Raw genomic sequence first — 13,378 nt, 5'->3', positions numbered from 1 at the left:
GGCGGGGAACGTCAGGCGGGGCGCAGCAGCGTCAGCCGCGCCTTGCCGTGGACGCGCGTGGCGTCGACCTCGAAGCCCGCCAGTTCGACGACCTCCGCCTTCGCGGTCTCGAGGCTGATCCACGTCGCCGGGCTGGTCCAGCCGAGCCGGGCGAGCTTGTCGAGCGCGACGAGGCCTGCCCCGGTGTCGTAGGGCGGATCCATCAGGATGATGTCGAGCGGCGCGGGTGCTGGGCCCATCGCCATCACCGAGGTTGCGCGGACGTCGCCGCGAATGCCGAGCTTCGCGAGATTGCCCTTCAGCGCATCGAGCGCGGGCTTGTCCTGCTCGACGAACAGGCACGACCCCGCGCCGCGCGACAAGGCCTCGATCCCGAGCGCGCCCGAGCCCGCGAAGAGATCGGCGACCGCGAGCCCCTCGAAACTGCCGACGCGGCTGGTCAGCATCGAGAACAAAGCCTCGCGCATGCGATCGGCGGTCGGGCGGGTTGCGTCACCCTTAGGCGCGACGATCTGGCGACCGCGATACTGGCCTGCGATGATGCGCATCAGCGTTTACCTCCGCGTGGTGCACGGGGCGGGTGACCGCGCCCCCCGATGGACCCTTGCCGGGACCGGCGGGACGGCTGCCGCGCTCGGGCCGGGCGGGGGCGTCGCGCGACGTATCGCGGGTCGGGCGCGGATCGGCGCCCGGGCGTCCGGCGGCGCTGCGGGCCGCGCGCTTGTCGAGACCGCTGCGCGCGCGCGAGTCGTCGGCCTGCGGGCGGAAGCCACGCGTCGGCTCGTGACGCTGCGGCGTGTCGGAACGCCGTGTGCCGATGGTGCCACCGCCGCCGACGCGGGTCGGCGCGGCGCGCTCGCGCGGCGGCTTGGCGGCACGGAAATGCTTGATCTTGGGGCTGGTGCTCAGTTCCTCCCCGCGGTCAGCGCGCTCCTGACGCGCATAGGGGCGGTCGGAGGCGCCGGTGTTCGCACCGGTCGCGCGTGCATGATGCGTGGCAGCCGCGCGATTGCCGCCGCGCGCGTCGGGCTTTGCCCAGGGGTCGGTGACGTCGCCGCGGACCATCGCCGCTGTCGGGCGGATCCGCTCGGGACGCGCCGGGCGTGCAGGACGCGCGGCACGATCCGCGGGCGGGGCACCGGTCGAGAAGCCCGAGCTGGCTGGGGCGGCATAGGGACTGCGTACCGGCTGGCGCGGCGCACCCGTCGTCGGGCGGGCAGCGGGGGCGGGGCGGGGCGCATTGGCACCACGCTGGCTCGACTTGACGCCAATGCCTGCACCCGCGCCAGCACTCGCGCTGATGCCGACGTTGGGACGCGCACCGGGGCCCTCAGGCTTGCCGCGCGCGAGCTCCTTCTGAAAGGCGACGACGTCATGCTGCAGCACTTCGCCGATCTGGCCGGGCGCGAGATCGCCGAGCACGAACGGACCATAGCGCGTGCGGATCAGGCGCGACACCTGGAGACCCAGATGCTCGAGCACGCGGCGGACTTCGCGGTTCTTGCCCTCGGTCAGGATCATCTCGATCCAGACGTTCGCGCCGGTGCGGCGTTCGATATTGGCGTTGATCGAGCCGTAGCGGACGCCCTCGATCTCGATCCCCTCGATCAGCTCCTCGAGCTGCGGCTGCGTGATGTTGCCATAGGCACGCGCGCGATAGGCGCGTTCGACGCCGGTCGCGGGGAGTTCGAGCTGGCGCTTGAGGCCACCGTCGGTGGTCATCAGCAACAGCCCCTCGGTGTTGAGATCAAGGCGACCGACGGGGACGAGTCGCGGCAGCTCGCGCGGCAGGCGGTCGTAGATCGTCGTCCGGCCCGCCGGGTCGCGCTCGGTGACGAGCAGCCCGGTCGGCTTGTGATAGAGGAACAGCCGCGCCGCGCTGGGCGCCTCGACCGGGTCGCCGTCGACGGTGACGCCGGCGAGATTGCGCAGGATCGTCGCGGGCGTGTCGAGCGTGGTGCCGTTGAGCGCGACTCGCCCCTCGGCGATCATGCGCTCGATGTCGCGACGCGACGCGATGCCCGCGCGGGCGAGCAACTTGGCGATGCGATCGCCCTTGATGGGGGCTGCTGGAGCTGATGCGGGCGCGTCGTTCGACGGGCTGGCAGTCGGGTTGTCGTCTTTTGAAGTCGTCATGGCGCGGCTGATACTATGGATCGCACCGCAGCGCGAAAATATTTGCGTCCCTTAGCGCCGCCGCTGCGTTATGTGGCACAAGCGTAACGACCTATCGTTGCGCGCGGGGGCCCCGTCTCGATGCTGTTCGGAAAGAAGAAGCGGTTGATCGTTCGCCTGCTGGTCGTCGAGGACGAACCGCTGATCGCGTTCGACACCGAATATTTCCTGACCGAATCGAAATTCACCGTCGTCGCGACGGTCGACCGGGTGAGCGATGCGCTCGCGGTGATCGAAAGCGGATCGGCGATCGATCTCGTCCTTGCCGACGTCAGCCTGAGCGACGGGTCGGGGCTCGACGTCGCGCGCGCCGCGCTCGCCAAGGGTGTCCCGGTGCTGTTCGTGACGGGGAATTGTCCGATCGAGGCGACCACGCTCGCCGCCGGGTGCCTGTCGAAGCCCTATTCGCAGCGCGACCTGCTCGGCGCGATCGCGGCGATCGAGGCGCAGATCGGTGGCGTCGTGCCCAAGCGCCTGCCCTCGGGCTTTCGATTGTTCGCTACACCAGCATAACGGGCGTGCGGGTGGCGCAGGAAAGCGTGTTTCCCCCGCGCTGACGTCTTGCCGCTTTCCTCGCGTCGACAGCCCGCTATGGTCGCGGCATGTCCGTTACCACAGTCCAGCGTCGCTCGCTGCTCGCCACGCTTGCACCCTATCTTCGCCCGAGACCGGTCGCGGCCCTGCTGCTGGGCATATCCAGCGGGTTTCCGCTCGCGCTGCTGCTCGGGACGATGGGCTATTGGTTGTCGAAGGTCGGGATCGACAAGAAGACGATCGGGTTCGCGATCGGGCTTACGACACCGTACACGCTGAAGTTTCTCTGGGCGCCGTTCATCGACCGGTTCGAGATCCCGGTGCTGACGCGGTGGGTGGGGCAGCGGCGTGCTTGGCTGTTCGTCGTGCAGGCGTTGCTGTTCGGGTCTGTCTGGATGCTGGGGTTCAGCGCGCCGCAGGATCATCTGGGGGTGTTCGCGTTCTGGGCGATCGTGACCGCGTTCCTCGGCGCGACGCAGGACATCGTGATCGATGCGTACCGGATCGAGATCCTGCCCGAAGACGAACTCCCGCACGGCACCGCGAACAACCAGTTCGGCTATCGGCTGGGCAATCTCGCGGCGGGGGTCGGCACGATCGCGATCGCCTCGTCCGAGGGGCTCGGACTCGGCTGGGCGATGGGCTATGGGCTGACCGCGTTCTGCGTCATTCCCGGCGCGCTTGCAGCGCTCTGGGCGGGCCGCGGGCTGCACGACAAGGTGCTGGCAAAGCAGGATGCGGCATCGGGCGGGGCGTCGCGCGGGCGCTGGCTCGAGGATACGATCATCGGGCCGTTCCGCGAGTTCTTCCAGCGTCGCGGCGCGGTGCTGATCCTGTTGTTCGTGCTGATCTACAAGCTTGGCGATGCGATGGGGCAGGGCATGCTCAACCCGATGATCGTCGAGCTGGGGTTCAGCGACACCGAATTCATCGCGATCAACAAGCTGGTCGGGTTCTGGGGGCTGATCGTCGGGACCGCGCTGGGTGCGCCGTTCATGGCGTGGCTCGGGCTCGGGCGCGCGCTGTTCGTGTCGGGCATGCTGATGATGCTCAGCAACTTCATGTTCGTGATCCTCGCCTGGCATGGCCATTCGAACACCTGGCTGACGATCGCGGTCGCGACCGAGCAGGTGACGAGCGGGATCGGGCTGACGGTGTTCGTCACCTATCTCTCGGGGCTGTCCAACCTCGCCTATACCGCGACGCAGTTCGCGCTGCTGTCGTCGTTCGCCGCGGTCGGCCGGACGTGGCTTGCGGCGCCCGCAGGCTATGCGGCCAACGCGCTGGGCTGGCCGGGGTTCTGGATGCTGACGATGGTGGTCGCGATACCCGGGCTCGTGCTGCTGTGGATCCTGTGGCGGCAGGGCTTCGTCGTCGAAAGCGTGCGACGCGACCCCGCCATCGACGCGGAATAGCCGCGTCAGACCGTCACGGGCCGGCCTTCGTCGGCAAACGCGGCCGAGACTGCGGCCGCGCTGGCGAGGACGCCATCGACGCGGCGAACGCCGAGCAGGTCGGCCATCAGCAGCCGTGCGGTATCCGGCGCATAGTCGATCCGGCTGATGATCGTCAGCAGCGCATTCTCGGCGGGCGTCATCCGCGCACAGCAGCAGGGCGCGATCGCGATTGTGCCGGACGCCGTGCCCGCCAGCTCGGCCATCAGCGCGCGCAGCAGGACGAGCGGGCGGCGGAAATCCTGTCCGAACGCGGTGAACAGCAGATGCGTCGCGCGCGCGTCGGACAGCCCGTTCGCGCCCATACGCCGGATCGCGAACAACGCGATCCGCGCATTTTCGCAGACCGGCAGTGCGTGCGGCAGGAGGGTGGTAGCGGTTCGTACATCGGTCATGGTCGCGCGACTCCGTGGTCTCGCGCTGATCGTCGCCCGTTCGTTAATGATAGTCAATATCAATAAGACGTCAGTCGGGCAGCTCGTCGTTCGCCGCGAGCACTTCGCCCGCCAGATAGAGCGACCCCGCGATCAGGACGCAGGCTGGACCGGCGTCCGTCGCGGCCACGGCGTCCAATGCGGCGGCTGGATCGGCTGCTGTCGCCACCGTCTTGCCAAACGTGCGCGCAAGGGCCGCGAGCGTCTCCGGCGCATGATGCGCATGCCCGGGAACGGGGATGGCGACTACGTGATCGACCGCGGGGGCGAGGATGCGCAGCACCGCGTCCGCGTCCTTGTTCGCGAGCATTCCGATGACCAGCGTCACGCGACGGCCGCGCGCTAGCGTCGGCAGGATGCGCGCGATCGGTTGCGCAGCGTTGGGATTGTGCGCGCCGTCGAGCCACAGGTCGCTGCCCATAGGCAGCCTCGCGCGGAGCGGGCCGTCCGCAACACGCTGCATTCGCGCAGGCCAGCGGGCATGCGCCGAGGCTGCATGAAGCGCGCCCTCCGGGATCGGCAGCGCGTCCTGGTGGCGAAGCATCGCGAACGCCAGCGCCAGATTGCGCGATTGGTGCGGGCCGACGAGGCGGGGGCGGTCGGCGACGACGCTACCTTCCGCATCGGTGTAGCGGACGGTCGTGCGCGTGGTGGTGCTGGTCCAGCTCGTGCTGCGCGCGAGGACGGGTGCTCCCGCGGCGGCCGCGACGGCCGCGATCCGCGCGCGTAGCGGTTTGGGATAGTCCATCGTCACGAGCGGGACACCGGGCTTGGCAATCCCCGCCTTCTCACCCGCAATCGCGAGCAGCGTGTCGCCGAGAAACGCCTGATGGTCGATCCCGAGCGCGGCGATGCCGGTGACGACGGGGTTGGGGAGGACGTTGGTCGCGTCGAGCCGGCCGCCGAGCCCGACCTCGACGATCGTCGCGGCGGCTGGCGTGCGCGCAAAGCCGAGCAACGCCGCGGCGGTCGTGACCTCGAAGAAACTCGCGTGCAAATCGTCGGCGTGGTCGAGCACTTCGGCGAGCAACGCGGCGAGAGCCCCGTCCTCGACCAGCGATCCGGCGAGGCGGATGCGTTCGTTGAAGCGGACGAGGTGCGGGCTCGAATAGACGTGGACGCTGTGACCGGCCGCCTCGATCGCGGCGCGGAGAAAGGCGCAGGTCGAGCCCTTGCCGTTGGTCCCGGCGACATGGAAGACTGGCGGGAGCGACAGATGCGGGTCGCCGAGACGGCCGAGCAGCGCGGTGATCCGCTCGAGGCCGAGGATGTCGGCGCCCGGCGACAGCGCGGTCAGCCGGTCGAGTTGGGCCTGTACCGCGAGCGAGGATGAGACGGCGTGGTCGGGCATTCTTGGCTCCCTCTCCCCTCCGGGGAGAGGGCTGGGGTGAGGGGCGGTTCCGGGCGCAGCAGTGCTGGGCGGCCCCTCACCCCGACCCTCTCCCCGGAGGGGAGAGGGAGTACGTTACGCCGCTTCGCGGGCGCTCAGATAGCCGATGACGGTGCCGAGCTGCTCGCGCAGGTCCTTGCGGTGGACGACCATGTCGATCATCCCGTGCTCGAGATAATATTCCGACGTCTGGAAATCGTCGGGCAGCTTCTCGCGGATCGTGCTCTCGATCACCCGGCGGCCGGTGAACGCGAGCGTCGCCTTGGGCTCGGCGATCTGCACGTCGCCGAGCATCGCATACGCCGCCATCACGCCGCCCGAGGTCGGATCGGTCAGCACGACGATGTAGGGCAGCCCCGCATCGTGGAGCATCTGGATCGCAACGGTGCTGCGCGGCATCTGCATGAGGCTAAGGATACCCTCCTGCATCCGCGCGCCGCCGCTCGCGGTGAAGATCACGTAGGGGACGCGGTCCTCGATCGCCGCCTCGACGCCGCGGACGAACGCCTCGCCGACCGCGAGCCCCATCGAGCCGCCCATGAAGCCGAAATCCTGCACGCCGACGACGACGCGGTGGCCGTCGATCGCGCCGCGGGCGTTGATCAGCGCATCCTGCTCGCTGTTGTCAGTGCGCGCGGCTTTCAGGCGATCGGTGTAGCGCTTCTGGTCGCGGAACTTGAGCGGATCCTCGGGCACTTTCGGCGCGGGGAGCTCGCTGCAGCTTCCCTCGTCGAACAGCTGCGCGAAGCGGACCTTCGGCCCGATGCGGTCGTGATGATCGCATTTCGGGCAGACGTAGAGATTGTCCTCCAATTCCTTGGTGAAGACCATCTGCCCGCAGCCCTTGCACTTGTGCCAGAGATTCTCGGGCGTCTCGCGCTTCGCGACGAAGGGCAGGACGTTGCGGACGCTGTTGAGCCAGCTCATGCAGGAACCTTTCGGGCCGAACCGACGGCGTCGGCGAGAGATTTGATATAGGCGCGGACGGGCTCTGCCGCAGCGGTGCCGTGCTGCGCGACCAGTTCGACGATCGCCGAGCCGACGACGACGCCGTCAGCGACGCGCGCGACGTTGGCGGCCTGCTCGGGCGTGCGGATGCCGAAGCCGACCGCGACCGGGATGTCCGTCTGCGCCTTCAGCCGCGCGACGGCGTCTTCGATCGAGCCCTGCTGCGCCTGTTGCAGTCCGGTGATTCCGGCGACCGAGACGTAATAGAGGAACCCGCTCGCGCCATCGAGCACGGTCGGCAGGCGCGCGGCGTCGGTCGTCGGCGTGGCGAGGCGGATCAGGTCGATCCCCGCGGCGCGCAACTGCGGCCCGAGCGCATCGTCCTCTTCGGGCGGCACGTCGACGCAGATCACGCCGTCGACGCCGGCGGCGGCGGCGGCCTGCGCGAACCAGTCCGCGCCGCGCCGCAGCATCGGGTTGCCATAGCCCATCAGCACCAGCGGCGTGTCCGGGTGGCGCGCGCGGAAGGCGGTCGCGATCGCGAGGATGTCCGCGGTGCGCGTTCCCTGCGCAAGGCTGCGGATGTTCGCGGCCTGGATCGCGGGGCCGTCGGCCATCGGATCGGTGAACGGCATGCCAAGCTCGATCGCGTCGGCCCCGCCCGCGACGAGCGCGTCGAGGATCGCAGCCGTCGCGGCGGTCGACGGATCACCCGCGGTGACGAACGCGACGAGCGCGGCGCGTCCTTGCGCGGCAGTCCGCGCGAAAGTGGCGGCGAGGCGGCTCAAATCGCCACCCCGAGTGCTTCGGCGACGGTGAAGATGTCCTTGTCGCCGCGGCCGCAAAGGTTGGCCAAGATGATCTGGTCCTGCCGCATCGCGCGCGCCTTTTTCGTCACGGTGGCGATGGCGTGGCTTGGTTCGAGCGCGGGGATGATGCCCTCGGTGCGGCACAGCAGCTGGAACGCGTCGAGCGCCTCGGTGTCGGTCGCGCTGTCATACTGCACGCGGCCGATGTCGCGCAGCCACGCATGCTCGGGGCCGATGCCCGGATAGTCGAGCCCGGCCGAGATCGAATGCGCCTCGGTGATCTGGCCGTCCTCGTCCTGCAGCAGATAGGTCTTGTTGCCGTGGAGCACGCCGGGGAAGCCCCCCGCCAGGCTCGCCGCGTGCTGCTTGTCGAGCCCGTGGCCCGCCGCCTCGACGCCGAGCATCTGCACGTCGGCATCGTCGAGGAACGGATGGAACAGCCCGATCGCGTTCGATCCGCCACCGATCGCCGCGACCAGCATGTCGGGCAGGCGACCGGTCCGCGCGAGCATCTGCGCGCGCGCCTCGGTGCCGATCACGCTCTGAAAATCGCGGACCATCTCGGGGTAGGGGTGGGGGCCCGCGGCGGTGCCGATGATGTAGAAGGTGTCGTGGACGTTGGCGACCCAGTCGCGCATGCCCTCGTTCATCGCGTCCTTCAGCGTGTGCGCGCCGCTGGTGACGGGGCGGACCTCGGCGCCGAGCAGCTTCATGCGGAACACGTTGGGCGCCTGACGCTCGACGTCCTTGGCGCCCATGTAGATCACGCAAGGGAGGCCGAAGCGCGCGCAGACGGTCGCGGTCGCGACGCCGTGCTGGCCCGCGCCGGTCTCGGCGATGATCCGCGTCTTGCCCATCCGGATCGCGAGCAGGATCTGGCCGATGCAGTTGTTGATCTTGTGCGCGCCGGTGTGGTTCAGCTCGTCGCGCTTGAACCAGATCTGCGCGCCCATGCCGTCGGGAGCGGACTCGCGCAGCGCCTCGGTCAGGCGTTCGGCATAGTAGAGCGGGCTTGGGCGGCCGACATAATGTTCGAGCAGGTCGTCGAACTGCGCCTTGAACGCAGGGTCGGCCTTGGCGGCGCGGTACGCCTCGTCGAGTTCGAGGACGAGCGGCATCAGCGTCTCGGCGACATAGCGTCCGCCGAAGTCGCCGAAATGGCCGCGCTCGTCGGGCTGGGCGCGGTAGGAATTGGGGGCGAGGGGAGCGTTCATGACTGGGCGTTTAGCACTTCCGAAATCGCTGTCACCCCTTCGGTTTCCGATACCTACCCCCGGCGAAGGCCGGGGCCCAAGTGGGAAGGTTTTGGTGACGGCGGCAAAGGCCTGTCACAGGCGTCTCCCAATTGGGCCCCGGCCTTCGCCGGGGTGGTGCTAGCGCGTGGCGACAGCCTTCAGGAACGCCGCGATCCTGGTTTCGTCCTTGGTGCCCGGTGCGCTCTCGACCCCGGAGGACACGTCGACTAGTTCTGCTCCCGTTCGCCGGATCGCTTCCGCGACGTTCGCCGGATCGAGCCCGCCCGACAGCGCCCAGGGCAGGGGGTGCCTGAACCCGTCGAGCAGGTCCCAGTCAAACCGCAGCCCCATGCCGCCCGGCAATGCGGCCGAATCGGGCGTCTTTGCGTCGTAGAGAATGCGGTCGGCGATTCCGGAAAAGCCGTGCGCGGCCTCGAGGTCGCCGCGCGTGCGCACCGCCACGGCCACCCAGGTCTCGATCCCGAACTTTGCGCGGATCGCGGCGGCGCGCGCAGGTGTCACCTTGTGAAGTTGCAGGACGTCGAGTGCGGCCGACGCGACCGCCTGTTCGAGCATCTCGTCCTCCGGATCTACGAACACGCCGACCCTGGCGACGTGCCCCGGGACGCGTGCGGCGAGTTCCGCGGCCTTTGCGAACGTCACGTGCCGCGGCGAGGCGGGGAAGAACACGAAGCCGACATGGCTCGCCCCGTGTTTGATCGCGGCGTCGAGCGTCGCGGGGGTGGAGAGGCCGCAGATCTTGGCGGTAGTCATGATGTTCCTTTTATGCCTCCGAGCGAAAGAGGCGTGGGCCACGCTCGCAACCCCCGTCATCCTGACGAAAGTCAGGACCCAGAGTACCATGCGCTGCCCTGAGTAACCCTGGATCCTGACTTTCGTCAGGATGACGGAAGGGGCATGATTGCGCGGGGGCCGCCCGTCAGGACGGCGCGCCCCTACAGCGTCGCGCCGATCGCGCGGGCGGCGGTGTCGGGGTCTTCGGCCTGCGTGATCGGCCGGCCGACCACGAGGATCGACGCGCCGGCATCGAGCGCCTGGCGCGGCGTGACGACGCGCTTCTGGTCGCCGGTCTGTCCGTCGGGCAACCGCACTCCGGGCACCACGAAGAACCCTTTCGGCCAGATCGCCTTCGCCGCGGCGACCTCCGCACCCGAGCAGACGATACCGTCGACGCCCGCCTCGCGCGCGAGTTCGGTCAGCCGCGAGACCTGGTCGTGCGCGCTGCCGGTGATGCCCGTCGCGGCGAGATCGGACGCGTCGAGACTCGTCAGCATCGTCACTGCGATCACCTTGGTATTAGCCGGCGCTGCCGCCTTGGCGTCCTCGAGCATCGCCCGGCCGCCGCTTGCATGCACCGTCAGGATCGCCGGGTTCAGCGTCCCGAGTGCCTGCACCGCCTTGGCGACGGTATTGGGAATGTCGTGCAGCTTGAGGTCGAGGAAGATCGGCAGGCCGAACTCGGCCATCGCATGGACGCCGGGCTGACCATGCGCTGAGAAGAATTCGAGCCCGAGCTTGATCCCGCCGACATGATGGCGGACGCGCGCGGCGATCGCCTTGGCGCGCGCTAGATCGGGCGTGTCGAGCGCAACGTAGATTCGGTTCGTCACAGTGTCGTACTCGGTACGGGCGCGATCGTCGTGGTCGTCGATGCGCTTGCGGGTATCGTCGGAGCCGCGGCCGGCGACGTCCGAACCGGTGTCGCGGCGGCCGGATAGGCGCCCGCCGGTGGTGTCTGCGCGGTGCGCAGGTCGAGGATCGTGCGCTCGGCGGTCGCGAGCCTCTGACGCAGACGCCAGCGGAGCGCGAGATTGTAGAGCGCGGTCGGGACGAACCCGACGAGGAAGGTGACGAGCAACAGCATCGGCAGATTGACGTCGGCGATTAGCCCGCCCCAGAGCCGGATCGGCACGGTCGCCCAGTTGGCGATGGTGAACACCGCGGCGATGAACGCCAGCAGGCACCAGAACAGGATTTTCAGGAACTGCATGACTTATCCCCTTGCATTTGCGCAGGGGTAATCGCCGAGGTCGGGTTTGGCCAGCCTTGAGCGTCGCGGGATTTTTCGGAGAATTCGCGCGATCACCCGATTTCGCGGCGCAGATCGGCGAAAAGCGCGGGGATCGCGGTCAGCCGGCCCTCCTCTTCGTCGAGGATCGCGACGAAGGCTGCGCGCTTGATCGCAGCGACGCGGCCGGGCTTCATCCGGACCGACGCCGGCAACGTCGACACGGTGATGTCGATCATCCGCTCCGCACCGTGCAGCCGCCCCCAGAGATAGTCGTTCTCGCGGTAGGCGCGGCTGAAAAAGGCGCCGAAGCTGTTGAACTGGATACCCTTCAGCGTCGCCTCGGCGCCACCCGAGCGGATCGCGACCGCGTCGTCGGGGGCGATTCGGTCGACCTTGATCGGATCGAATTCGTCGAGCCCTTCGCCCTGGAGCAGCGGCAGCGTCGCGGTGTCGAAATAGGGAAAGCCGAGATAGGCGAGCAGCATCGATCGGCGGACGGGCTTGTCGAGCGCCGCGAATGCGTCCGCCAGCCGGACGTCGGTTTCTGCATCGAGCCGCGCGAGGTCGAGCGACTGGCCGAGCGCGTGGAGCAATGCGGTGGCGTCGCCGCGCAGCGAGCGGACCGCATGGCGAAGCTCCGTATGCTTGTCGGCGCGCTGGCATTCGAGATAGGCAGAGAGCGCGACGTAGATCGCATCGCGGATCGGGGCGAGCCCGGCCTCGTCGACATCGGCCTCGAGCACGGTCAGGCGCCGTGCCATCAGCCGCAGGCGGCGGATCCGGAACGACAGGTCGAAGCGGCGGAGGAACGCGATCGTCTCCGCACTCGCGCCCCCGCCATGCGCTGCACCGATCGCCTCCGCGCCGCTCGCGGTGACCGTCGTCGCGATCGCGGCGCGGATCCGTGCCCAGCGCTCGGGGCCCGGCTCGCCACCGGCATGGTACAGAAGCCCGGTGAGCGTCTCGACGACGCCCGCGACCTTCAGATGGCCATAGGCGGCATAGCCATAGCCCGCGCTGGCCGCGGCCGCCTTCTGCGCGCGCGCACGCCATGCGACGAGCCGCGCGGCGGTCGGGCGGTTGAGAAAGAGCGTGTGCCCGAACAGCGACTCGACCTCCGCCTCGACGTCGGGACGGATCGCATCGACGATCGCGCGCATCCGGTCGATCTGCGCCGAACGCGCGGCGATCGCATCGAGATTGTCCCGGATCGGCTGCTGGCGGGGAAGCTCGCTGATCGCGCCGATGATCGTCTGGAAGAAACCGGGCGTACCGTCCTGCGGCGGCAGGCGAAATTTCATCCCGGGCGAGGGGTCGATATACACGAACCGCCGGTCGATCTGGCGACGCGCGGGGCGGTCCTTCAACGCGTCGATCGCGGGGCGGAACGGAGCATTGGCGAGCACCGACCCGTCGATCAGCACGACCTGCTCCGCGGTATTGGTCGCGGACTGACGCGGCAGGATGCGCTTGAGGAACGCGGCCTTGCCCGGCCATGTCGTCGTCCGCGCGTCGAGCACGCCGTCGAGTTCGGCGACGACGAACGGCGGGAACGCCCCGGGAAGCTCGACGTCGCGCGTGCGGCAAACGCAAGCTCGGGAATGTCGGCGAGGCTGTCGGTCGCGATGCCATGATCGGAGAAGTCGACGACGACGCGGTGTTCGGTCTCGACGACTTCGGGCGGCGAATTGAGCTTGAGCCGTTCGGGATGGCCCGTGAAGTCGGTGACGGTGACGTAGAGGTCGAGCGGTTGGCCGGGGGAAGCAGTCGCGGCCCGCGCGTGCTCGCTGCCATCGCGTCGAACGCATCGAGCAGCAGCCCGGTAAAGGTCGCGCCGCCGAATGGCGGCTCGAACCAGCGCGAGCGGACGAAGTGCGACAGCTTCGCCTTGACCTCCTCGCGCGTTGAATCGTCGAGCGTCTGGACCTTGTCGGCGGTGCGCCCCGCGGCAACCCACGCAAGCGGGAGCGCCCAGGCCTTCGAGAATCGCGACCGCGGCGCTGCGGTCGAGGTCGATCAGCGCTTCGACGTCGGCGGAACTCAGCCAAAGGTCGGTCAGCGGGTCGAGGCTCTGCCCCGTCGAGATCGCCTGCGCGAGGAAGATGCCGTTTATCCCGCCCGCACTCGCGCCCGCGATGATGTCGGCAAGGACGCGGACGCGTAATTCGCCCTGCGCCTCGATCTCCTCGAGCAGGTCGCGGTAGACCGCCTGGCTCCCGCCGCCGCGTGGGCTGCCATCATGATGCCCATGGCTGGCGCGGACGAGGTGCCAGATCTCCTTGGTGATGCCGTGCATGTAGACCGCGAGGCTGATCCCGCCGTAGCAGACAAGGGCAAGGCGAAGTTCCTTCTCGCGCACCGGGTCAG

The 13,378-nt window shown here is 68.9% G+C and carries 14 protein-coding genes; 2 read left to right on the top strand and 12 right to left on the bottom strand.

Features of this window, described 5'->3' with window-relative positions; all coding sequences use genetic code 11:
- Nucleotides 1-11: 11 nt before the first annotated feature.
- Nucleotides 12-548 carry a 16S rRNA (guanine(966)-N(2))-methyltransferase RsmD gene (gene rsmD / locus QP165_RS04600; RefSeq protein WP_056015585.1) on the bottom strand — a complete coding sequence of 179 codons (537 nt, stop codon included), beginning with the start codon at nucleotides 546-548 and terminating at the stop codon, nucleotides 12-14.
- Nucleotides 499-2,136: a pseudouridine synthase gene (locus tag QP165_RS04595; RefSeq protein WP_333994082.1), complete on the bottom strand. Its 1,638-nt coding sequence runs from the start codon at nucleotides 2,134-2,136 to the stop codon at nucleotides 499-501. Before QP165_RS04595 ends, rsmD begins: the two co-directional genes overlap by 50 nt.
- 120 nt (nucleotides 2,137-2,256) lie before the next feature.
- Between QP165_RS04595 and QP165_RS04590 the strand changes: the two genes are divergently transcribed.
- Entirely contained in the window at nucleotides 2,257-2,688 is a 432-nt protein-coding gene (locus QP165_RS04590; protein WP_056015583.1) for a response regulator, read from the top strand.
- An 89-nt stretch (nucleotides 2,689-2,777) separates the two neighbouring features.
- Nucleotides 2,778-4,124 (top strand): AmpG family muropeptide MFS transporter, encoded by a 1,347-nt coding sequence (locus QP165_RS04585; protein WP_333994080.1) that lies wholly within the window; start codon nucleotides 2,778-2,780, stop codon nucleotides 4,122-4,124.
- 5 nt (nucleotides 4,125-4,129) lie between these two features.
- Here QP165_RS04585 and QP165_RS04580 read toward each other — a convergent pair whose 3' ends face one another.
- From QP165_RS04580 to QP165_RS04535, 10 genes are all read right to left on the bottom strand, one after another.
- Complete coding sequence (locus QP165_RS04580; protein ID WP_333994078.1) at nucleotides 4,130-4,558, bottom strand: DUF6628 family protein; 429 nt, start codon at nucleotides 4,556-4,558, stop codon at nucleotides 4,130-4,132.
- 70 nt (nucleotides 4,559-4,628) lie between these two features.
- The gene (locus QP165_RS04575; RefSeq protein WP_333994077.1) at nucleotides 4,629-5,948 is read right to left on the bottom strand and encodes a bifunctional folylpolyglutamate synthase/dihydrofolate synthase; all 1,320 of its coding nucleotides are present in this window, start codon (nucleotides 5,946-5,948) and stop codon (nucleotides 4,629-4,631) included.
- Nucleotides 5,949-6,062: 114 nt separating this feature from the next.
- Nucleotides 6,063-6,914, bottom strand: coding sequence for an acetyl-CoA carboxylase, carboxyltransferase subunit beta (gene accD, locus QP165_RS04570; RefSeq protein WP_333994076.1), 852 nt, complete (start codon nucleotides 6,912-6,914; stop codon nucleotides 6,063-6,065).
- Complete coding sequence (gene trpA / locus QP165_RS04565; protein ID WP_333994075.1) at nucleotides 6,911-7,723, bottom strand: tryptophan synthase subunit alpha; 813 nt, start codon at nucleotides 7,721-7,723, stop codon at nucleotides 6,911-6,913. The genes accD and trpA overlap by 4 nt, the downstream gene beginning before the upstream one ends.
- Nucleotides 7,720-8,958: a tryptophan synthase subunit beta gene (trpB, locus tag QP165_RS04560; RefSeq protein WP_333994074.1), complete on the bottom strand. Its 1,239-nt coding sequence runs from the start codon at nucleotides 8,956-8,958 to the stop codon at nucleotides 7,720-7,722. The genes trpA and trpB overlap by 4 nt, the downstream gene beginning before the upstream one ends.
- A 159-nt stretch (nucleotides 8,959-9,117) precedes the next feature.
- Nucleotides 9,118-9,753 (bottom strand): phosphoribosylanthranilate isomerase, encoded by a 636-nt coding sequence (locus QP165_RS04555; RefSeq protein WP_443019262.1) that lies wholly within the window; start codon nucleotides 9,751-9,753, stop codon nucleotides 9,118-9,120.
- A gap of 182 nt (nucleotides 9,754-9,935) precedes the next feature.
- Nucleotides 9,936-10,610, bottom strand: coding sequence for an orotidine-5'-phosphate decarboxylase (pyrF, locus tag QP165_RS04550; RefSeq protein ID WP_333994073.1), 675 nt, complete (start codon nucleotides 10,608-10,610; stop codon nucleotides 9,936-9,938).
- A complete protein-coding gene (locus QP165_RS04545) occupies nucleotides 10,607-10,990 on the bottom strand; it encodes a LapA family protein (protein WP_333994072.1) in 384 nt (127 codons plus the stop codon). Before QP165_RS04545 ends, pyrF begins: the two co-directional genes overlap by 4 nt.
- A 92-nt stretch (nucleotides 10,991-11,082) precedes the next feature.
- Entirely contained in the window at nucleotides 11,083-12,531 is a 1,449-nt protein-coding gene (locus tag QP165_RS04540; RefSeq protein ID WP_333994071.1) for a patatin-like protein, read from the bottom strand.
- On the bottom strand, nucleotides 12,429-13,370 hold the full coding sequence (locus QP165_RS04535) for a patatin-like phospholipase family protein (RefSeq protein ID WP_333994070.1): 942 nt from the start codon (nucleotides 13,368-13,370) through the stop codon (nucleotides 12,429-12,431). Before QP165_RS04535 ends, QP165_RS04540 begins: the two co-directional genes overlap by 103 nt.
- Between the last annotated feature and the right edge of the window lie 8 nt (nucleotides 13,371-13,378).

It is taken from the genome of Sphingomonas sp. 22R3R2A-7, assembly GCF_036856055.1.
Classification (GTDB): domain Bacteria; phylum Pseudomonadota; class Alphaproteobacteria; order Sphingomonadales; family Sphingomonadaceae; genus Sphingomonas.
Note: the sequence above shows the minus strand (reverse complement) of the source record. Positions and strands in the feature narration are given on the sequence as shown.